Origin of the sequence: uncultured Phyllobacterium sp. (genome assembly GCF_902479695.1) — a bacterium.
Classification (GTDB): Bacteria; Pseudomonadota; Alphaproteobacteria; order Rhizobiales; family Rhizobiaceae; genus Phyllobacterium; species Phyllobacterium calauticae.
This window is the reverse complement of the sequence record NZ_CABSQF010000044.1, coordinates 1-20,832: the sequence shown is the minus strand read 5'-3', so window position 1 is coordinate 20,832 and position 20,832 is coordinate 1. Positions and strand designations below refer to the sequence as shown.

The window sequence follows — 20,832 nt, the reverse complement described above, 5'->3', positions numbered from 1 at the left end:
AGTTTGACATGGCCCAGAAGACCGATTTGCTATTACCCGTTCTGAAGGGCCAGCCGGTTATCCCGGTCATTCTCGTCCACGATGTCGCCCATGCGGTGCCTCTGGCCCGTGCGCTGGCCGCCGGTGGCCTTCCGGCGATCGAGATCACCCTGCGCACGCCCGCCGCGCTCGACGCCATCCGCGCCGTTGCCAATGAGGTGCCCGAGGCCATCGTCGGCGCCGGGACCATTCTCAATGCGCGCCAGTATGAAGAGGCCAGCGCCGCGGGATCGCGTTTCATCGTCAGCCCCGGCGCCACGCCGCAGCTGCTGAAGGCCGCCAGCGCCGGCAAGGTGCCTCTGCTTCCCGGTGCGATCACACCGGCGGAAATCATGGCCCTGCGCGAAGAAGGCTACACCATGCTGAAATTCTTCCCGGCCGAGCAGGCAGGCGGGGCGTCCTTCCTCAAATCCCTGTCGTCACCCTTTGCCGGTATCCAGTTCTGCCCGACCGGCGGCATCGGTGCTGGCAACGCCAAGACCTATCTCGATCTGCCGAACGTCGTCTGCGTCGGCGGTTCCTGGGTTGCCCCGGAAAATCTGGTTCAGGCCGGGAAGTGGGACGACATCACCAAGCTCGCCGCCGAGGCCGCCAAACTGGCGAAAGCATAAAGCATCGTTCACCGGCATATGAAAAAGGGCGGCTCCGCAAGGGCCGCCCTTTTGTTTGACCCGCGAACGGGCGATCAGTTGGTTGCGGTGAACTTCGCAATCGACAGGAAAGTCACAGCCTTGCCCGTGAACTTGTTGGTGTCGGCCACCGGCAGCGCCTGCTGGAAGCCTGCCGTATACACCGTCGTCGGCGCAGTGCGCATGGCTTCGTTGCGCAGGACAGCCGGTTCGACGTTCGGCGATGTCTCGGCGACCTGCTGGCTGGACAGCGCCCGGTCCGGCACTTCCGAGGCAACCTGAATAGCCTTGGCGCCCTGGTTCTTGGCCGTCTGGCGGCGCGGCTTCGAGGTCTTGCCCGTGGTGATCACACCGCTGTCGAGCATGGCAACCGGATCGGCCGAACCGCCCGCATCCAGCATGGTGCGGCGCAGCGACGGCTGAGGCTCAGCCGATGCCAGCTGCGTGTTCTGTGTCGGCGCAGGCTTGTTGCGGACGACGCGGCCGCCCGTGGTTGCCGGCGCTGTCGGCATGGCCTGGGCCGGTTGGGCCACGGCAACGGCCGGTGCCTTGGCATGGGCGGCATCGGACTGCTTGATGATTGTTTCCAGATCTTCGTTCGGAACCGGAATGACATCATGTTCCGACGCAGCGGCGACCTGTGCCTGCGCGGGCGGCATGGCCGGGCGCGGGTTCGGCACGACCGAGGCCACCATCATGTCGGTGCGCTTGGGACCGGACTGCGGCTTGTCGAAGGGAACGGGAACCAGCGCATTGACCATTTCCGGCTGGGCCGGTGCGGGCTCATTGGCCGGGGTGTTCACATTGGCGGCGATCATGTCACGGATCGCACCGGCGCTGTCGGTCGGACGCGGCGTCGGCAGGGCTGCGACAACGGTCGACTGATCCTCGGCGAGCGCGTTCAAGGTGGCCGGGGCGCCCGCTTCAGGCGTCGGCGCATAATCCGGACGGCGCAGCGGCACGGGAACGGCAAAGGCGAGCGCGGCATTGTCTTCCGGCGAGGCTTCGACCGGTGTTTCAGGCCGCGGCGCTGTCAAAGGCGCAGGCGCATTGCGGGTCGGCAGAGCCGGTGCAGCGGCCGCCGCCGGCGCTGCTGCAGGGGCGGATTGTCCGACCGCCACGCCCGGCAACGATGTTGCACCGCCGCCCTCGTCATCATCCGATGCAGCCGGTCGTGCGACACGGGCTACGCTGCGCGACGGGGTCGGCGCGGAGGCCACGGCAACACTGCCTTCGCTGGAATCCTCCTCGTCGTCGGCACCGCCGCCGCCAAAGAGCATGCCGAACAGGGTCTTGCCGCGACGGCCGGAGCTGGAGGAATTGCTGGCAACCTGAACGGAACCGCCGCTGCGCTTGCGCGATTCATAGGCGGCAACGGCCTGTTCATAGCCGGGCAGCGGCTTGCCATCCGCGGGGATGTGCATCGTCTTGCCATCGGGGAACACGGCCAGCAGTTCGCGGCGGCTCATGCGCGGCCACATGCGGACATTGCCCACATCCGTGTGGACGAAAGGCGAGCCGGATGTCGGGTAATAGCCGACGCCGCCAGCCTGGAATTTCAGCGCGGTCACGCGCAGGGTCGAGAGTTTCACGCCGGGAAGATACCAGTCCATCGCCTTGCCGAGCATGTGCTGGCTTTTCTGGGCGACGCCCCGGCTGCGCGAGCGCAGCATCGAATTGGTGGCCGGAGAGCGGTAGGCGGAAACCACATGGATATAATCGGAGCCGCCGACAGCCTGATAGACCTGCCAGACCAGATCGAACAGGCGGGGGTCCATGTTCGTCGGTTCGTTGCGGCGCCAGTCGCGCAGGAAGCGGTTGAGCTTGTTCAGGCCGTCCTGCTGATAGCGTCCATTCTTCTTGAACGTGATTTCCGCACGTTCCTTCGTATGGATGAAATAGAGCTTGAGCGTGCGTGTCTCAGCGGAAGCCTGTGCCGATGCAAACAGCATCGAGCCGAAGACCATGAGGAACACAAACCAGCTGGCGCGTACAAAAGAACCTGCCGTCGATTTGCCGTTCTGTGCATGAATCATGTTTGACAATGTCGTCCCAACCTTGACCGTTTTTTCCAGTCCCCGAATATCTGGATTATCCGATTTAATGGTTAATGGTCACTTATTGAAGAACAAATACGTTGAGAGCATGGCAAAAACCCAGACGCGAAAAGCTGATTCAAGACATGGTCAACGGGTGGTTAACAGCACCATTAAGACCTTTTGGCGTGAGAATCCACCCTTCTTAGGTCTTACGCACGCACGTTTTGTAAACGCGGAATACGCAACTGGAACAATCGCCAATGGACTTTTAAGCTTTCGCTCGCCGAAACTATCCCTCATGATTCGCGTTTGAACAAGCGCTTGATTGCCAAAAAACGGTGCCAAAATGAAATTCGAAATCACGAACCACATGCCTTCCGGAAAGTCCGGCGCTGCCGCCGCCAAGGCGGAACAGACCGCTCTCGGCGTCCTGCCCGAGTGGAACCTTGCCGATCTCTATCCCTCGGCGGACAGCACCGAACTCAAGACGGACCTGCAAAAGGCCGATGCGCTGGCCGTGCTCTTCGCCAATCGCTGGAAGGGCAATCTGGCCGCCGAAGCCGCCAAGCCGATGGGCGGCACCTTTGCCGAAGCGATCCGCGAATTCGAAGCGCTGGAAGAACTGATCGGCAAGATCGTCTCCTATGCCGGGCTGGTCTATGCGGGCGATACCTCCGATCCGAAGCGCGCCAAGCTCTATGGCGACATCCAGGAAAAGATGACCAATGCCAGCGCGCACCTGATCTTCTTCAGCCTCGAACTCAACCGCATCGACGATGCGGTGATCGAAAGGGCGATGGACGGCAATCCCGCCATCGGCCATTACCGGCCCTGGCTGGTCGACCTGCGCAAGGACAAGCCCTACCAGCTCGATGACAAGATCGAACAGCTGTTCCATGAGAAGTCGATCACCGGGCGCGGCGCCTGGAACCGCCTGTTCGACGAAACCATGACGGCACTGCGCTTTGATGTCGACGGCGAGGACCTTGCGCTCGAACCGACGCTCAACATGCTGCAGGACGCCGACGGAACCGTGCGCAAGAAGGCATCCGACGCCCTGGCAAAGACATTCAAGGAAAATCTGCGCACCTTCACGCTGATCACCAATACCCTGGCCAAGGACAAGGAAATCTCCGATCGCTGGCGTGGTTTTCAGGATATTGCCGACAGCCGCCACCTGGCCAACCGCGTCGAGCGGGAGGTGGTGGACGCGCTGGCCGAGGCCGTGCAGGCGGCCTATCCGCGCCTGTCGCACCGCTATTACGCGCTGAAGGCCAAGTGGCTCGGCCTCGACTACCTCAACAACTGGGACCGCAACGCGCCCTTGCCGGAGACGCCGCAGGCGGTGATCCCGTGGACCGAGGCCAGGGACACCGTGCTGTCGGCTTATAACGGCTTTGCCCCGGAAATGGCCGATATCGCCCGCGCCTTCTTCGATAAGAACTGGATCGATGCGCCCACGCGCCCCGGCAAGTCGCCGGGCGCCTTCGCCCATCCGACCGTGCCCTCGGTCCATCCCTATGTGCTGCTCAACTACATGGGCAAGCCGCGTGACGTGATGACCCTTGCCCACGAACTCGGGCATGGCGTGCATCAGGTTCTGGCCGGTGATCAGGGTGCGCTGATGGCCTCAACACCGCTGACGCTCGCCGAAACCGCCTCCGTCTTCGGTGAAATGCTGACCTTCCGCTCGCTGCTGGAAAAAACCAGGGACAAGCGCGAACGCAAGGCCATGCTGGCACAGAAGGCCGAGGACATGATCAATACGGTCGTGCGCCAGATCGCCTTCTACCTGTTCGAGCGCCGGGTGCACACCGAGCGCGCCAATGGCGAACTGACCTCCGACCGCATCGGCGAGATCTGGCTGGATGTGCAGAAGGAAAGCCTCGGACCGGCAATCCGCTTCGGCTCCGGCTACGAGACCTTCTGGACCTATATTCCGCATTTCATCCATTCGCCGTTCTACGTCTATGCCTACGCGTTCGGCGATTGCCTGGTGAATTCGCTGTACGCGGTCTACCAGAATGCCGATGCGGGCTTTCAGCAAAAATATTTCGACATGCTGAAGGCCGGCGGCACAAAACACCATTCGGAGCTGCTGGCGCCGTTCGGCCTCGATGCCACCGACCCGGCGTTCTGGCAGAAGGGTCTTTCCGTCATCGAAGGCATCATCGACGAGTTGGAGGCGATGGACAACGCCGAATGAGTGCGCCTGCCCACACGCCCCCCGCCCATACGCCCCCCACTCATACGCCCTATGACGGTTCGGCGCAGCCCTTCACCATCGGGCTGCACCAGCTCGACCTGAAGGACTGGATCGAGATTGACGGCAATCTCGTTCCCTACCTCAGGGAAAAGCAACGGCTGTTCGGGCTGCACGCGGGGAAGATTTTCGTCGAGGAGCCCGGCACGCAGGATGCGCAAAAGGAAGTGCTCGACCTCTTGAGCGCACATCTCGCCGAGCACTATCCCGCGCTCTACCGCCGGAACGGCGGCACCATCGCGGTTACCGGCTGGGGCGAACAGGTTCCGCTCGGCGATGCCGGTTCGCCCTTTCTGCATCGCGCCGCCAATCTCGTGCAGGAAGACCTCGTCCTGATGCGCAAGGACGAACGGCGCGGCTGGCATCTGGCGGCGGCATCGCTGTCCTTCCCCTCCTCCTGGACCCTTCTGGAAAAGTTCGGCCGCTCCATGGAGGACATCCATGCGCCGGTGCCGGATTTCGGCGCAGGCACGCGCAATGCGGGCCTGATCAGCCGCATGTTCGACAATCTGCGGCCGGACCGTTCGGTCTATCGCATGAACTGGTCGTTGCAGCCGGACGGCGACCTCTACCACCCGTTGTCGAGCCAGCAGAAGGGCGCCCGCTACACGGACGCGGACATCGTTGCCCAGAGCTTTGTCCGCGTCGAACGCCAGACCCTGCGCAAACTGCCGGCATCCGGCGACATTCTCTTCACCATCCGCATTCATCTCGATCCGGTGAGTGCCTTGAAAAAACACCCGGAATGCCGCGGCATTGCCGAAGCCTTTGCCCATCAGCTCCAGTCACTGAGCGAGGCGCAGGCCCAATATAAGGGCATTATCACTGTCCGGGACCGGCTTGTCGCGGCTTTAAAGTCGCTTTGAAGCATTTCAGTTAACAGTAGTTGCAGTTTTCACCCCTTTCGGGTGAACGGTTGTTTGCTCTTTGTCATCACTATGCTCTATGGTTTCTTTGAAGCGGTGAAATAACCGCTGCCCTCATTGATGGAGATTAAAAAATTAGGAGTAGCAAAAAAATGGCGAAGGCGAATTGGCCTGTACATGGAGAAATTACTGGTCCGATCGTGATGATCGGTTTCGGGTCCATCGGACGGGGTACCCTGCCCCTCATAGAGCGCCACTTCAAATTCGATAAGTCCCGCCTGGTCGTCATCGACCCGAGTGATGCCAACAAGAAACTGCTCGACGAGCGTGGCATCCGCTTCATTCAGGAAGCCGTTACCAAGGAAAATTACAAGACGCTGTTGAAGCCGTTGCTGACCGCAGGCGATGGCCAGGGTTTTTGCGTTAATCTGTCCGTCGATACATCGTCGGTCGATATCATGCGCCTGTGCCGCAAGGTGGGCTCGCTCTATATCGACACGGTCATCGAGCCATGGGCCGGTTTTTACTATGCGGGCGGCGACAACGCGAAACGCACCAATTATGCGCTGCGCGAAACGCTGCTGGCGGAAAAGCGCCGCAAGCCCGGCGGCACCACGGCCGTCTCCTGCAGCGGTGCCAATCCCGGCATGGTGTCGTGGTTCGTCAAACAGGCGGTTGTCAATCTCGCCAAGGATCTGGGTATCGAGCACACCGAACCGGCGCGCAATGACCGCGACGGTTGGGCGCGCCTGATGCGCCAGACCGGCATCAAGGGCATTCACATTGCCGAACGCGATACGCAGCGCGCGGGCGAGCCGAAGCCGTTCGGCGTGTTCTGGAACACCTGGTCGGTGGACGGCTTCATTTCCGAAGGCCTGCAGCCGGCGGAACTGGGCTGGGGCACGCATGAAAAGTGGCTGCCCAAGAACGCCCGCAAGCAGAAGAAGGGCAACAAGGCCGCGATCTTCCTCGAACAGCCCGGCGCCGATACCCGTATCCGCACCTGGTGTCCGACCGAGGGACCGCAGTTCGGGCTGCTGGTGACGCACAATGAGGCGATCTCGATTGCCGACTTCTTCACCGTGTTCGACAAGAAGGGCAAGGCTGCCTACCGGCCGACCTGCCACTACGCCTACCACCCGTCCAATGTGGCAACGCTGTCGCTCGACGAAATGTTCGGTGCCGCCGGCCAGCCGCAGGCAATCCACCACGTTCTGGAGGAATCCGAGATCGTCGATGGTGCGGATGAGCTCGGTGTCCTGCTCTACGGCCACGACAAGAACGCCTACTGGTACGGCTCGCAGCTGACCATCGAGGAAGCCCGCAAACTGGCGCCTTACCAGAATGCCACCGGTCTTCAGGTCAGTTCCGCCGTGCTTTCGGGCATGGTCTGGGCGCTGGAAAATCCGGAAGCCGGAATTGTCGAAACCGACGAGATCGATTTCCGCCGCTGCCTTGAAATCCAGAAGCCCTATCTCGGGCCGCTCAAGGGGCACTATACCGACTGGACGCCGCTGGAAAACCGCCCTGGCTTCTTCAAGGAAGACATCGACACCAGCGACCCCTGGCAGTTCCGCAACATTCTCGTGCATTGATCAAAAACGGCAACCCAAGGGTTGCCGTTTTCATATCCGCTGCGTGGCTGTGGTGCATGATTGTTCTGCAACGCTCTCCCCGTTGCCACGCCCGCTTTCGCGTCTGGCTGTTGAAAGGTGGGAAAGACGGGCGGTCCATCGAGAGCGCTGAGGTCTTTGGTTGGTGTTGCGGTTGTTGCGATCCCTTGGACCACCCACCCGGCAAACGGTTTTGTCCAACATGGCAAGATTGGACTGAACCTCCCCGGCCCCGGGGTTCTCCCACAGGCCGAAGCGCCGATCCTTTCCCGACTTTCGAAAATTTCCGGAAGCATTCCCGCCGGAAAGGACACGAGAAGGATAAGCGCGTATGGGAAGTGTTGGATAAGTTGGCGTTATTTTTTGTGAGGAGGGTCTTTCACCCCCCTCTGTCCTGCCGGACATCTCCCCCACAAGGGGGGAGATCACATCGGCATCAGCGATTTTGCATCATTTTCAACATTGAAGATGAACAGATACAGCTGTGAAGGCTGATCTCCCCCCTTGTGGGGGAGATGGGCGGCAGCCCAGAGGGGGGTGAATACCGATCTGACATGTGCGCCCGCCAATGGACAACATGGCAGTTTTGCGGAAGCGACACGCGGCGAAACTCTGCGGCTTATTAAACTTATGTCTTGTTTTTGCTTGGTTTTCACGGCATTTAAAAGGGCAACCCATCAGGAGATTGATCGGATGAAACGTATTTCACTGGCCTTCAGCGCAGCGACCATGGCAGTGGCACTTGCTGCTTGCCAGACCAGCGGCCCCATTCACGACAGCGGACCGGTGCAGGCTTCCCGCCCGACCGACGCCGTGCAGGGCCAATGGTTTGATACATCGGGCGTTGCCTTCTCGAATTTCAACGGCGGCGTTTTCGAGACCCGCGCCAATGACACCAAGGAAAAACTGGCCGAAGGCAGCTACCGCTTTGCCTCCGCCAGCCTCATCGAGATCAACCTGCGTTCGCTTGCCCGCGGCACGCAGTCCAAGGTCAATTGCGCCCTCGTCAATCCCGGCCAGTTGAACTGCACCTCGTCCAGCGGCCAGCAGTTCTCGCTGACACGCCGCGGCGGCCAGACAGGCTGACACCATCGCCGGCCCGCGCAGGCAGCTGCGCCGGCCGGTTTTACCTTTACCTTGAGCGGCAAAAACCACCGCCCTTCCCTTGCATGCCACGCCAAGGAATGAAAGCATCGGCGCATCTGTCACACGGATGCCAACGACCGGTGACAGCATCAGGCGATCGCAACAGGGGAACAGTTCATGTCAAAAATCCTCGCCAGAATTCTGCTCGGCACCTCGGCTCTCGTCATGATCGCCGGAGCGGCCATGGCCGACTACACGCTCAACATTCTGCACATCAACGATTTCCACTCGCGCCAGGAATCGATCAACAAATATGATTCGACCTGTTCCGCCGAGGAGGAGAGCAAGAACGAGTGCTTTGGCGGCATTGCCCGGGTAAAAGCCAAGATCGACGAGCGCCGCGCCGCCCTCTCCAAGGATGGCGGCAATGTCATCGTGCTCAATGCGGGCGACGAATTCCAGGGCTCGCTGTTCTACACGACCTACAAGGGCGACGACACCGCCGAATTCATGAACGGCATCGGCTATGATGTCATGGCCCTCGGCAACCATGAATTCGATGATGGCGTCGACACGCTGGCAAAATTCCTCGGAAAGGTGCAATTCCCTGTCATCTCGGCCAACACCATCGCCGCCGACGGCTCGCCCATCGCCGGCAAGTACAAGCCCTATGTCATCAAGGAAATCGGCGGCCAGAAGATCGGTGTTGTATCGACCATCACCACCGACACGGCGGATATTTCAACGCCCGGACCGACGGTCAAGTTCGCCGATGAGATCGAGACCCTGAAAAAGCAGGTCGAGGCGCTGAAGGCCGAGGGCGTCAACAAGATCATCGCGCTCAACCACGACGGCTATCTCAAGGACAAGCAGATCGCCGCCAGTGTTGCCGGGATCAGCGTGATTGTCGGCGGGCACAGCCACACCCTCCTGTCGAACACCGATCCGCAGGCGCTTGGACCCTACCCGACCCTCGTCAAGGGGCCATCCGGCCGCGATGTGCCGATCGTCCAGGCGAAATCCTATTCCAAATATCTGGGCGAGCTGAAGGTGACCTTCGACGATGACGGCAATGTCATCAGGAGCGAGGGCGCGCCGATCCTGCTCGATTCCTCCGTGGTGCCTGATCCCGCCTATCTCGCGCGGGTCAAGGAACTGGCCAAGCCCATCGAAGCCTTGAAAGCCAAAAAGGTGGCCGAATCCAGCGGCGTCATCGAAGCGGCCCGCGAGGTTTGCCGGGTGGTCGAATGCTCCATGGGCAATCTCGTCGCCGACGCCATGCTCGACCGGGTCAAGGACCAGGGCATGACCATCGCCATCATCAATGGCGGCGGCCTGCGCGCATCCATCGATGCCGGGGATGTGACCATGGGCGAAGTCCTGACGGTGCTGCCGTTCCAGAACACGCTGTCGACCTTCCAGCTCAAGGGGGCCGACGTGGTGGCCGCGCTGGAAAACGGCGTCAGCCAGATCGATCAGGGTGCAGGCCGTTTCGCGCAGGTTTCCGGCCTCAAATACGCATTCGATGTGTCGAAACCCGTCGGCCAGCGCGTTTCCGCCGTGGAAGTGCGCGACGGCAGCGGCTGGAAACCGATTGACGCGGCCGCCACCTACGGCGTCGTCTCCAACAACTACATGCGCGCGGGCGGCGACGGCTACAAGATTTTCGCCAGCAATGCCCAGAACGCCTATGATTACGGCCCCGGCCTTGAAGCCGTGGTATCGGACTATCTCGCCAGGAACACACCCTACAAGCCCTATACGGACGGGCGCATAACCGTTCTGGCCGCAGCGGCCACACCAGCCGCAGCGGACCCGGCACCGCCCGCCAAGCCTGCGGCCGAAACAGCAGCGCTGGCACCCGCTGTCGCTGCCGCGCCATCGACCTATACGATCAAGCGCGGCGACAATTTCTGGAATATTGCCAAGCAGGTCTACGGCAAGGGTGCGGACTGGAAAAAGCTGGCGGCAGCCAATCCGCGGATGATCGTCGAGAAACTGCCCATCGGCAGCGCCATGACGATCCCGCCGAAGTAATCCCCTAGGACAAACGGTCCCAGGACTGTTATTTCGACCCGGCGCAACTTGAATGTTGTGCCGGGTTCTTTCATATCAGCGCGGGTTTTACCCGCCGGAGAGCGATTTACCCCATTTTGCTGCGTCTTTTCGCGCCCTTGCAATCCCGGCCCTCACCACTAGGTTCCAACCGCAAAGCAGGAGTTGAAAGAGATGGTGATGTCTGGCGAGGTTGGTGTGGCAATAAGCAGGCCCGGCGACCATCCGCGCATTGAAACCGCGAAAGTCGGCGTGCTTCTGGTCAATCTGGGCACGCCTGACGGCACGGATGTCACCTCCATGCGCCGCTACCTCAAGGAATTCCTGTCGGACAAGCGCGTGATCGAATGGCCGCGCGCCATCTGGCTGCCGGTGCTGTACGGCATCGTGCTCAACACCCGTCCGAAAAAATCCGGCGCGCTTTACGACAAGATCTGGAACCGCGAGCGCAATGAATCGCCGCTGCGCACCTATACCCGCGCGCAAAGCGAAAAGCTGGCCGCAAGCCTCGCCGCCCATCCCGATGTGATCGTCGATTGGGGCATGCGCTACGGACAGCCCTCTATCGAAGACGCGCTGCAACGGCTCGACAGGCAGGGCTGCAAGCGCATCGTCATGTTCCCGCTCTATCCGCAATATTCGGCAACGACCACGGCGACGGTCAACGACAAATTCTTCGAGGCGCTCAGCAAGATGCGCTTCATGCCCGCCACCCGCACCGTCCCTTCCTATCAGGACGAGGCTGTTTATGTCGAGGCACTTGCTGTCTCCATCGAGAAGCATTTTGCGACATTGGATTTCGAGCCGGAGGTGGTGGTTGCCTCCTATCACGGCATCCCGCAAAGCTATTTCAAGCGCGGCGATCCCTACCCCTGCCATTGCTGGAAGACCACGCGCCTGTTGCGCGAGCGGCTTGGCTGGGACGAGAAGAAGCTGATCACCTGTTTCCAGTCCCGCTTCGGCCCGGAAGAGTGGATGCAGCCCTATACGGACAAGACGATGGAAAAGCTCGCCGCGGACGGCGTGAAATCCGTTGCCGTGTTCAATCCGGGTTTCGTCGCCGACTGCCTGGAAACGCTGGAGGAAATCGCTGTTGAAGCCGGCAACACCTTCCGCGAGCATGGCGGCGTCAACTTCACCCATATCCCCTGCCTGAATGATTCCGACGAAGGCATGCGGGTGATCGAAGAGCTGGTCCGGCGCGAATTGCAGGGCTGGATCTGAGCAGACGGAACCCCTGTATAATTCCCGGCTTAAGCCTTTCTGAGATCAAGACTTTGGTCTATCTTGGCCTCATCCGTATAGAGGATGATGATGCGAGATGACATTGGTCCTGATGTCAGGCAAGGGGGAGTACAATGCCGTTCAGCGGTTTCGATTTTACCATTCCGGTGCTGGTTGTTCTGGTTCTGGTGGTGCTGTTTGCGGGCGTCAAGACCGTGCCGCAGGGCTATAATTACACCATCGAGCGTTTTGGCAAGTATACCCGTACCCTCGCACCCGGCCTTAACCTCATCGTTCCGTTCTTCGACCGTATCGGCGCCAAGCTGAACATGATGGAACAGGTGCTTGACGTGCCGACGCAGGAGGTCATCACCAAGGACAACGCCAATATCGCCGTCGACGGCATTGCCTTCTATCAGATCCTGAATGCACCGCAGGCCGCCTATCAGGTCAGCGGGTTGAAGAACGCCATTCTCAACCTCACCATGACCAATATCCGCACGGTCATGGGCTCGATGGATCTCGACGAGCTCCTGTCCAATCGCGACGCGATCAACGACCGCCTGCTGCGGGTGGTGGATGAGGCCGCCCATTCCTGGGGCATCAAGATGACCCGTGTCGAAATCAAGGACATCAATCCGCCGAAGGACCTGATCGATTCCATGGCGCGCCAGATGAAGGCGGAACGCGACAAGCGCGCGCTGGTCCTGGAGGCCGAAGGCAACCGCGCCGCGCAGATCCTGCGCGCCGAAGGCCTGAAGCAGGCGCAGATTCTCGAAGCGGAGGGCAAGCGTGAAGCTGCCTACCGCGAGGCCGAAGGCCGCGAACGCCTCGCCCAGGCCGAAGCCAAGGCGACCGAGCTGGTTTCCGTGGCAATCAACAACGGCAACGTGCAGGCGATCAACTATTTCGTTGCGCAGAAATACACCGAGGCCTTTGCCAAATTCGCCACCAGCAACAACCAGAAACTCATTCTCATGCCGATGGAAGCATCCTCGCTGGTGGGCACGCTCGGCGGCATCGGTGCAATCGCCAGGGAAGTATTCGGCGATGCGGCGCAGACGGAACGGACATCGCCCCCGGCACAGCCGGGGCGCGGGCGCACCGTTCCCGGCACGGGCGGCGGGACCGGCTCGGCGACCTGACGCATCGATGGAGGAGTTGCACTGATGTTGGAACATCTCTTCTATGAACTCGGCCCGTGGAACTGGGTGGTGCTCGGCTTCATCCTCCTGATTTTCGAAGTGGCGGTGCCCGGCATCTTCCTGCTGTGGTTCGGCATCGCCGCCATCATTGTTGGCTTCCTGACGATCCTCGTGCTCGGACCGATGCTCGCCCTCAGCTGGCAGCTGCAGATCATCCTGTTCCTGATTCTGTCTGTCATCACCGTCTTCATCGGCCGCAGGCTGATGGGCGCGGCTGACGTGCCGACCGATGAGCCGCTGCTCAACCGGCGCAACGAACAGATGATCGGCCAGATCGTCGTGCTGGAGGAGGCAACGGTGAACGGGCACGGGCGCGCCCGCATCGGCGACAGCCTCTGGCGTGTCAAAGGCCCCGATCTGCCCGCCGGCAGCCGGGTCAGGATCACCGGCACCGATCAGGGAACGCTGACGGTCGAAGCGGCTTGATCCAGGGAGTTGATGTGTGGTGCGTGGTTCGACAAGCGCACCATGAGCCTGCAGACACTGAAATCAGGCGGCGCCGATCCGCAAGAGGTCGTGGAAGTGCACGATACCGACGGGGAAGCGGTCTTCCGTCACGATCAGCGCCCCGATATTGTGCTCGTTGAGCAGGGCGAGCGCGGCGCTCGCCAGCATGCTCGTCGGCACGGTTTTGGGGTTGCGGGTCATGATTTCCTCGACCCGCACCGTCACCAGATTGCGGTGAAGGTTGCGCGACAGGTCGCCATCCGTGATGATCCCGGCCAGCGAGCCGTCATCATTGTGAACCGCAACACAGCCAAAACGCTTCCCGGACAGCACTTTCATCGCATCGGGAATGAGCGTCCCAAGCGGAACCAGCGGAATCTCGTCACCGCGATGCATAATCTCCCGCACATGGGTCAGGCTCGCGCCGAGCGATCCGCCGGGGTGGAATGTCTTGAAGTCGACGGCGGTGAAGCCCCGCGCTTCCAGGAGGGCAATGGCGATCGCATCGCCCATGGCCAGCTGCAGCAGCGGCGAGGAGGTCGGCGCCAGCCCGTGCGGGCAGGCCTCGGTGACCCTGGGCAGCAGCAGGACGACATCGGCAGCCAGTGCCAGTGCCGAGTTTTCCCCTGATGTAACCGCGATGAGGGGAATGCGGAACCGCCTGGAATAGCTGACGATCCCCTTCAGCTCCGCCGTTTCGCCCGACCATGACAGGGCCAGAATGGCATCGTCGCTGCCGATCATGCCGAGATCGCCATGATTGGCTTCGGCCGGATGCACGAAAAAGGCCGGCGTCCCGGTCGAGGCAAAGGTCGCGGCGATCTTGGAGGCGATGTGACCGCTCTTGCCGACCCCGGTGACGATGATTCTGCCCCGGACTGCGGCTATGCGTTCGATGGCCTTGCCGAAGGCATCCGCAAGGCTGCCATCCAGCGCATCGCGCAGCGCGCTCAGCCCGTCTCTTTCGGTTGAAATCGTCCGCTTGGCGGAATCCACCGCTGCGGTCTTGTCCAGTTCGCTGTCGTTTATTGCCTGCATGGCGAGAACCGTTAGCGCTTTGCCGCGCCGCTGTCCATTTTTTGTTGCGCCGCCCCCTTCAAACCCGTCCGGCGGCCGAAGCGGAAACCAGTCATTAACCATGACAGTTTACGCTCCATAAACGTTCGAACTCATTGGCAATGCTATTTATGTATCATCGGCAATCCCGCATCGGAGCACCGGCCTATCGCGGCAGCTTCACCTCTGCGATTAACCTGTGTCTGTGGACGGGGTTGATGAGCAGCGTTGCGTTTTCTGCGGGTGGAACGGCCATGGCCCAGCAGGCCGTACCCCTGCGCGGCGCGGTGGACGAGAATGTCCTGCAAACCCAGCGGAATGCGCCGCCCGCCCCGGTGCGGCGCGCGCCTGTGGTTGCCGCTGCGCCAGCGCCATCACCCGCCAACGCGGGCGGTATTCCGTCGGATCCCTATGAACCCGTCAGTCCAGGCGCCCTGCCCAATGACGATGCGGGCACTCCGTCGACGGCGACCGGGACGGCGAATGACACATCGCTGTCATCCGGACCGGTGAACAACAGCCGCACGCTCAATCCGCGCCCCACTGCCACGCCAGGCACCGTTCCCCTTCCGGCCGACCGCACGACGGCAGCAACGCAGCGAACACGTCCTCTTCCACGCGCACTGCGCAACGGACAGACGCCGGCCACACCAACCACCGGCAGCATTGCCGACGATACGGACGGCAATCCGCGCGTACAGCGTGAAAGCAGGGACAGCGTGTCTGAACCGGCCATCGAGCGGCGGACCGTGCGGCCGGATCCGGACCCGTTTGCACCCTTCGGCATCAGGGCCGGTACGGTCACGCTGCGGCCATCCATTTCGCAGGGCCTGCGCGCCACGACCAACGCCGACGGCAGTTCAACCGGCAAGAGCGCGATTCTCTCGGAAACACGGCTGCGCCTGCGGGCGACGACGGACTGGGCGCGCCATTCGGCCTTTCTCGATTTCGACGGTCTCTACGACAAGACGCTGTCGGGCCAGGAGTATTCCGCGCCCAATGTCGGGCTGCGCGGCGGTTTCAAGCTTGATCTCGGCGACCGCACGACCGTGACCGGCGAAGGCGGCTACCGCTACCGGCAGGAGGATGCCAGCGCGCCGACGGCGGTTGTCGGCGCATCCAACAGGCCCGGCGTGCAGGAACTGGATGGCACATTGGGCATAAGGCATGAGTTTGGCCGGTTCTTTGGCCAGGTGAAGGGCAAGGTCGACCGGACAACCTATGGTCAGGCCCAGTTCCCCGACGGGACGACGCTCAGCCAGAAGGATCGCAACAACACCTTTGCCAGCATCGCCCTGCGCGGCGGCTTCGAAATGTCCCCGGCGATCAAACCTTTCGCCGAAGTTGAGATCGGCAAGCTGATCTATGATGAAACCGAAGATTCCAACGGCTTTCGCCGCTCCGGTATGCGCACCGCGCTGCGCGGCGGTATCGAGGCCGATTTCGGCGAGAAACTCTCGGGTGAGCTGGCGCTGGGCTATCTGCGCCAGAGTATCGACGATGAGCGGCTATCCAATGTCGATGGTCTGAGCGTCGACGGGGCAATCAAATGGTCGCCGCAGCGCGGCACCGATGTCAATCTTGGTTTGCTCACCCGTGTCGAAGGCGGGACAACGCCCAATGACAGCGGTTCGATCTTCTATGAGGGACGGCTTGGCGTAAAGCGCCAGATCCGCTCAAACCTCAGCGTCAATGCCGAGTTGAGCGCGTCGCTGCGCGACAACAAGGATGGCAGCGGCCTCGACAAGGGCTTTGGCGCGGAAGTCGGCGCCACCTACTGGTTCAACCGCTTCCTCGGGCTGGACGTCAGCGCCCGGCACCGCGTTACACGCAGCGAGGTCGATACCCGCCAGACCAGCGAAAGCAGCGTCTATATGGGCCTGACGCTGCAGCGGTAGGCCCATTATCCGTAGTTCCCCACGGACGAGATACAGACATCGCAAATGAGGGGCCTCGCTTGAAGCCCCTCAACGCAGCTCAAACCTTGCGCGGCTGGATGGTCTTCAGCATGTTGCCGATATTGTCGATCACGCCGTTGCGGATATCGTTGCGCCACAGGGCAAACGCCACATTGGCTTCGACAAAGCCTTCCTTCGAGCCCGTATCATAGGTGCGGCCCTGGAAGTGATAGCCGAAGAAATCCTGTTCCTTGGCCAGTTTCAGCATGCCATCGGTCAGCTGTATCTCATTGCCGGCGCCGCGTTCCTGATGCTCGAGAATGTCAAAAATCTCCGGCTGCAGGATATAGCGGCCATTGATGTAGAGATTGGAGGGCGCGGTACCCTTGGCCGGCTTCTCGACCATTTCGGTGAGCTCGAAACCGTTGCCGACATCCTTGCCCTTGCCGACGATGCCATATTTGTGGGCTTCTTCCGGATCGCATTCCTGCACGGCGACGATATTGCCGCCGCCCGCCTGATTATACAGCTCGACCATGTCGGCAAGGCAGCCGTTTTTCTCCGGCTGCATGATCATGTCGGGCAGAAGCAGCGCGAAAGGCTCATCGCCGACGATATCGCGGGCACACCACACGGCGTGGCCCAGCCCCATCGGCACCTGCTGGCGGGTGAAACTGGTCGTGCCGGGTCCCGGCTGGATGCTCTGCAACTCGTCGAGCAGCGCCGTCTTGCCGCGCTCGGCCAGGGTTGAATAGAGTTCGTACTGGGCGTCGAAATAATCTTCGATGACCGCCTTGTTGCGGCCGGTCACGAAAATAAAGTGCTCGATACCGGCTTCGCGGGCTTCGTCCACCACGTACTGGATGACCGGCTTGTCGACAACGGTCAGCATTTCCTTCGGGATAGACTTGGTTGCCGGAAGAACGCGGGTGCCAAAACCTGCGACTGGAAAAACGGCTTTGCGGATTCTCTTCGCTGTCGTCACAATATATTCCCCATCTCACACAAAAACTCAGTTAACATTGGTAATGGACATTTGCCCTGCAAAGAATGAAAATAGTTTGAGCTGCATAATAAACATTTTTTTCGACCGGTAATGTTCCCGCAGGAACCGCCCGTCAAATATGCATGGTAAACCAATTCCTAACTTTGATGTGCATAATTTATTGTTTGCCGGAATAGGTGGAAACCCAGTTCAAGGAGACAACATGTTCAAGAGCCCGTCGAGTTTTGCAAAGCGAATCATGATTTTGGCCGCAACCGCGAGCCTGGCTTTTGCAGTCACGGCGACGAGTGCCTCCGCCGATGCAAAGTTCCAGACGTGGATTGCCAATTTCCGCACCACGGCGCTGCAGAGCGGAATTTCCGCCTCGACGTTCCAGCGCGCCTTTGCCGGCGTCAAGGATATCGATCCCGAAGTGCTGCAGAAGGCCGCCTATCAGCCGGAATTCACGGCACCGGTCTGGGATTACATCGATAACCGCGTCAATGAGCATTCCATCACCACCGGGCGGGAAATGGCGCGCAAATACAGCCGCTGGCTCGCCGCCATCGAAAAATCATTCGGTGTCGACCGCAATATCCTGCTGGCGATCTGGTCGATGGAAACCAATTACGGCGAAGCCATGCAGCGGCCCGACATCATGCGCGACGCCGTGCGTTCGCTCGCAACCCTCGCCTATGCCGACCAGCGCCGGGCAAAATATGCCCGCACCCAGCTGATTGCGGCGATGAAGATCCTGCAGACCGGCGATATCGACCGCAGCCACCTCACCGGTTCCTGGGCGGGCGCCCTTGGCCATACACAGTTCATTCCCACGAGCTATCTCGCCTATGCCGTCGACATGGACGGCAATGGCAAACGCGATATCTGGACATCCGTACCCGATGCGCTGGCGACAGCCGCCAATCTCCTGGCCAAGAACGGCTGGGAATCGGGCCGGACCTGGGGTTACGAAGTGACCCTCCCGGCCGGGCGCAAATTCCCCGCTGGCTCAAAGACCATGGCGGAATGGCAGAGCCTCGGCGTGGTGCGCGCCAACGGCAAGCCATTCCCGCGTGGCAATGAAAAGGCCCAGCTGAAAGTGCTCGACGGGCGCGAGGGGCCCGCCTTCCTGATGACCCGGAATTTCTCCGTTTTGAAGAACTACAACAATGCCGACAAATATGCCCTTGGTGTTGGTCTTCTTGCGGATCAGATCGGCGGTGCGCCGCCGCTGCGCCGCGACTGGAATCGCCCATTCACGCCCATCTCGATGAAGGAGCGTGAAGAATTGCAGACACATCTGCGCGCGTTGGGTTATTATGACGGCGAAGTGGACGGGAAAATCGGCTCCGGTTCACGGGATGCCATCCAGGCGTTCCAGAAGAAAATGGGGCTCGATCCCGATGGTCATCCCAGCAAGGAAGTGCTGACCATTATCCGCAAGCGATAAGGTTTGGAAATACAATGGATACAATGAAACGGCCGGCTTGCCTCATCCGTTGCATCGTTGTGTCCGTATCCCTCGGTGCGGCCGGCGGCCTTGTCTTTACCGACATCGCCGCCGCACAGCAGCGCACGCTGCTCGACATGCTCTTCGGCTCGCGCCGCGAAGTCTACCGCGAAAATACCGACCGGATGATCTTCGATGAGAACAACCGGCCCGTCCGCCCCTCCAAGAACCGCACGACCAAGCGGGCCGAGCGGCCGCGGCCGCAACCGGCAGCCCCCGCCAGCCAACCCTCCGCGCCGGCGGATGAACCGGTCATTCCGTCGAAACTGGCCGATGCCAAAACCATCCTGGTTGTCGGTGACTTCATGGCCAGCGGTCTTGCCGAAGGCCTCAACGCGGCCTTCATGGATTCGCCCGGCGTGCGCGTGGTCGACAAGAGTGACGGCTCATCCGGTTTCGTGCGCAGCGACCACCGCAACTGGCCCGCCACCATCGGCAGTCTGATCGACGCGGAAAAACCGGCTGTTGTCGTCGTGATGATCGGTGCCAATGACCGCCAGCAATTCGCCAACGGTCCCGCGCCGCAGAGCGAAGCCTGGACAAAGGAATACCAGGGCCGCATCAACGCATTCCTCGAAGCGGTCAAGAAGACCGGGCACCCCGTGGTGTGGGTCGGCCAGCCCTCGTTCAAGTTCAAGAACATGAGCACCGATCTCCTGGCGTTCAATGAGCTCTATCGCAATGCGACGGAGAAGGCGGACGGCAAATTCGTCGATGTCTGGGAAGGCTTTGTCGACCAGGGCGGCAGCTTTACGCTGTCGGGCTTTGACATCTCCGGCCAGACCGCCCGTCTGCGCAACAATGATGGCGTCGGCCTGACCACCGCAGGCAAGCGCAAACTGGCCTTCTATGCGGAAAAACCATTGCGCCAGATGCTGGGCAACGCCACGTCACCGGCCATCGCCGCCGTCAAGCCGGGCTCGCCCGTGCAGGCACTGCCGGAAACGCCGCAGGCACCGGTCAAGGTCGACCGCATCGCGCCGATCAGCCTGAGCGACCCGGAACTGGATGGCGGCACCGATCTCCTCGGCGCCGCACCGAAAGCCGCGGCCGCCGACAAGTCGGCGCAGGACAAGCTGCTTCTCGAAGGCAAGGCGCCGGACGCCCAGCCGGGCCGCATCAACGACTATGCGTGGCCGGCAAAGTCCGACGCGGCACCGAAATAACGGCCTGACTATCGCGGCAGAACCGACAATCCCATCAGCGCGACATCGATGGCCTGTGCCGCCTGGCGGCCCTCACGGATCGCCCAGACGACCAGCGACTGGCCGCGGCGGATATCACCGGCCGTAAACAGCTTGTCGACGCTGGTGCGGTAATCCTTGTCATCGGCGGCAATCGAACGGTTGCCGCGGCGATCCGCCCGCATCTCCAGCGTATCGCCGAGTTCCCTGACGACACTGGTTTCGAACGGACCGGAAAAGCCGATGGCGATGAAGGCGAGATCCGCCTTGATGTAGAATTCGGTGCCGGGAACCGGCTTGCGCGCCTCGTCGACCTCACAGCATTTGACATGGGTCAATGCACCGTTTTCACCGATGAATTCAAGCGTTGCCACCTGGAACTCGCGGTCCGCGCCTTCCGCCTGCGAGGAGGACGTGCGCATCTTCGTCGCCCAATAGGGCCAGACGCTGAGCTTGTCTTCCTTTTCCGGCGGCTGCGGGCGGATATCGAGCTGGGTGACCTTCACCGCGCCCTGGCGGAATGCGGTGCCGACACAGTCGGAGGCGGTATCGCCGCCGCCGACGACAACCACATGGCGACCTGACGCCACAATCGGATCGCTCGGCCAGGCCACGGATTCGATGTTTTCACGGCCGACGCGGCGGTTCTGCTGCACGAGATAGTTCATGGCATCGTGGACGCCCGCGAGCTCGGCACCCGGAAAGCCCGCAGGGCGGGGCGGTTCGGGGCCCC

16 protein-coding genes are annotated in these 20,832 nt (G+C 61.3%); 12 read left to right on the top strand and 4 right to left on the bottom strand.

The genetic code is table 11. From position 1 onward, the window contains the following. Window positions 1-8: 8 nt before the first annotated feature. Window positions 9-650, top strand: a complete 642-nt coding sequence (locus tag RDL77_RS20410) for a 2-dehydro-3-deoxy-phosphogluconate aldolase (RefSeq protein ID WP_288194499.1) — start codon at window positions 9-11, stop codon at window positions 648-650. 74 nt (window positions 651-724) lie between these two features. Here the strand turns inward: RDL77_RS20410 and RDL77_RS20405 are convergent, their stop codons facing one another. Then, window positions 725-2,620 carry a DUF882 domain-containing protein gene (locus RDL77_RS20405; RefSeq protein WP_374042765.1) on the bottom strand — a complete coding sequence of 632 codons (1,896 nt, stop codon included), beginning with the start codon at window positions 2,618-2,620 and terminating at the stop codon, window positions 725-727. A 457-nt stretch (window positions 2,621-3,077) separates the two neighbouring features. Between RDL77_RS20405 and RDL77_RS20400 the strand changes: the two genes are divergently transcribed. The 8 genes from RDL77_RS20400 (at window position 3,078) to RDL77_RS20365 (ending at window position 13,445) form a co-directional block, all read left to right on the top strand. Continuing rightward, the gene (locus tag RDL77_RS20400) at window positions 3,078-4,913 is read left to right on the top strand and encodes a M3 family oligoendopeptidase (RefSeq protein WP_288194508.1); all 1,836 of its coding nucleotides are present in this window, start codon (window positions 3,078-3,080) and stop codon (window positions 4,911-4,913) included. Then, window positions 4,910-5,836: a DUF3445 domain-containing protein gene (locus RDL77_RS20395; RefSeq protein ID WP_288194497.1), complete on the top strand. Its 927-nt coding sequence runs from the start codon at window positions 4,910-4,912 to the stop codon at window positions 5,834-5,836. Before RDL77_RS20400 ends, RDL77_RS20395 begins: the two co-directional genes overlap by 4 nt. 152 nt (window positions 5,837-5,988) lie before the next feature. After that, the gene (locus tag RDL77_RS20390) at window positions 5,989-7,431 is read left to right on the top strand and encodes a homospermidine synthase (protein ID WP_223615977.1); all 1,443 of its coding nucleotides are present in this window, start codon (window positions 5,989-5,991) and stop codon (window positions 7,429-7,431) included. 711 nt (window positions 7,432-8,142) lie between these two features. Next, window positions 8,143-8,535, top strand: a complete 393-nt coding sequence (locus RDL77_RS20385; protein ID WP_223615976.1) for a hypothetical protein — start codon at window positions 8,143-8,145, stop codon at window positions 8,533-8,535. Window positions 8,536-8,712: 177 nt separating this feature from the next. Further along, window positions 8,713-10,572 carry a 5'-nucleotidase C-terminal domain-containing protein gene (locus RDL77_RS20380; RefSeq protein ID WP_288194496.1) on the top strand — a complete coding sequence of 620 codons (1,860 nt, stop codon included), beginning with the start codon at window positions 8,713-8,715 and terminating at the stop codon, window positions 10,570-10,572. A gap of 198 nt (window positions 10,573-10,770) precedes the next feature. Further along, a complete protein-coding gene (hemH, locus tag RDL77_RS20375) occupies window positions 10,771-11,814 on the top strand; it encodes a ferrochelatase (protein ID WP_374042762.1) in 1,044 nt (347 codons plus the stop codon). Window positions 11,815-11,948: 134 nt separating this feature from the next. Beyond that, window positions 11,949-12,959 (top strand): SPFH domain-containing protein, encoded by a 1,011-nt coding sequence (locus RDL77_RS20370; protein WP_223615973.1) that lies wholly within the window; start codon window positions 11,949-11,951, stop codon window positions 12,957-12,959. A 24-nt stretch (window positions 12,960-12,983) separates the two neighbouring features. Beyond that, on the top strand, window positions 12,984-13,445 hold the full coding sequence (locus RDL77_RS20365; protein WP_223615972.1) for an NfeD family protein: 462 nt from the start codon (window positions 12,984-12,986) through the stop codon (window positions 13,443-13,445). 63 nt (window positions 13,446-13,508) lie between these two features. On the opposite strand, the gene RDL77_RS20360 is transcribed toward RDL77_RS20365, so the two are convergent. Continuing rightward, window positions 13,509-14,504: an SIS domain-containing protein gene (locus tag RDL77_RS20360; RefSeq protein ID WP_288194507.1), complete on the bottom strand. Its 996-nt coding sequence runs from the start codon at window positions 14,502-14,504 to the stop codon at window positions 13,509-13,511. A gap of 236 nt (window positions 14,505-14,740) precedes the next feature. On the opposite strand from RDL77_RS20360, the gene RDL77_RS20355 reads away from it, so the two are divergent. Then, window positions 14,741-16,420 carry an outer membrane beta-barrel protein gene (locus RDL77_RS20355; protein ID WP_288194494.1) on the top strand — a complete coding sequence of 560 codons (1,680 nt, stop codon included), beginning with the start codon at window positions 14,741-14,743 and terminating at the stop codon, window positions 16,418-16,420. Window positions 16,421-16,499: 79 nt separating this feature from the next. Here RDL77_RS20355 and galU read toward each other — a convergent pair whose 3' ends face one another. Beyond that, the gene (galU, locus tag RDL77_RS20350; RefSeq protein ID WP_223615970.1) at window positions 16,500-17,405 is read right to left on the bottom strand and encodes a UTP--glucose-1-phosphate uridylyltransferase GalU; all 906 of its coding nucleotides are present in this window, start codon (window positions 17,403-17,405) and stop codon (window positions 16,500-16,502) included. 223 nt (window positions 17,406-17,628) lie between these two features. On the opposite strand from galU, the gene RDL77_RS20345 reads away from it, so the two are divergent. After that, the gene (locus RDL77_RS20345) at window positions 17,629-18,855 is read left to right on the top strand and encodes a lytic murein transglycosylase (RefSeq protein ID WP_223615969.1); all 1,227 of its coding nucleotides are present in this window, start codon (window positions 17,629-17,631) and stop codon (window positions 18,853-18,855) included. Between the two features lie 23 nt (window positions 18,856-18,878). Next, window positions 18,879-20,081, top strand: a complete 1,203-nt coding sequence (locus tag RDL77_RS20340) for a DUF459 domain-containing protein (protein WP_374042764.1) — start codon at window positions 18,879-18,881, stop codon at window positions 20,079-20,081. 8 nt (window positions 20,082-20,089) lie between these two features. Here RDL77_RS20340 and RDL77_RS20335 read toward each other — a convergent pair. Further along, window positions 20,090-20,832 (bottom strand): FAD-dependent oxidoreductase (locus tag RDL77_RS20335; protein ID WP_288194492.1); only part of this gene is annotated, 743 nt, incomplete at its 5' end.

Bases quoted from the DNA above. Each gene is read 5' to 3' on its own strand.
- RDL77_RS20380 (WP_288194496.1), top strand. From the start codon at position 8,713: ATGTCAAAAATCCTCGCCAGAATTCTGCTCGGCACCTCGGCTCTCGTC.
- RDL77_RS20345 (WP_223615969.1), top strand. From the start codon at position 17,629: ATGTTCAAGAGCCCGTCGAGTTTTGCAAAGCGAATCATGATTTTGGCC.
- RDL77_RS20360 (WP_288194507.1), bottom strand. From the start codon at position 14,504: ATGCAGGCAATAAACGACAGCGAACTGGACAAGACCGCAGCGGTGGAT.
- RDL77_RS20390 (WP_223615977.1), top strand. From the start codon at position 5,989: ATGGCGAAGGCGAATTGGCCTGTACATGGAGAAATTACTGGTCCGATC.
- RDL77_RS20405 (WP_374042765.1), bottom strand. From the start codon at position 2,620: ATGCTGTTTGCATCGGCACAGGCTTCCGCTGAGACACGCACGCTCAAG.
- RDL77_RS20370 (WP_223615973.1), top strand. From the start codon at position 11,949: ATGCCGTTCAGCGGTTTCGATTTTACCATTCCGGTGCTGGTTGTTCTG.
- RDL77_RS20395 (WP_288194497.1), top strand. From the start codon at position 4,910: ATGAGTGCGCCTGCCCACACGCCCCCCGCCCATACGCCCCCCACTCAT.
- hemH (WP_374042762.1), top strand. From the start codon at position 10,771: ATGTCTGGCGAGGTTGGTGTGGCAATAAGCAGGCCCGGCGACCATCCG.
- RDL77_RS20410 (WP_288194499.1), top strand. From the start codon at position 9: ATGGCCCAGAAGACCGATTTGCTATTACCCGTTCTGAAGGGCCAGCCG.
- RDL77_RS20385 (WP_223615976.1), top strand. From the start codon at position 8,143: ATGAAACGTATTTCACTGGCCTTCAGCGCAGCGACCATGGCAGTGGCA.
- RDL77_RS20400 (WP_288194508.1), top strand. From the start codon at position 3,078: ATGCCTTCCGGAAAGTCCGGCGCTGCCGCCGCCAAGGCGGAACAGACC.
- RDL77_RS20340 (WP_374042764.1), top strand. From the start codon at position 18,879: ATGAAACGGCCGGCTTGCCTCATCCGTTGCATCGTTGTGTCCGTATCC.
- RDL77_RS20365 (WP_223615972.1), top strand. From the start codon at position 12,984: ATGTTGGAACATCTCTTCTATGAACTCGGCCCGTGGAACTGGGTGGTG.
- RDL77_RS20355 (WP_288194494.1), top strand. From the start codon at position 14,741: ATGAGCAGCGTTGCGTTTTCTGCGGGTGGAACGGCCATGGCCCAGCAG.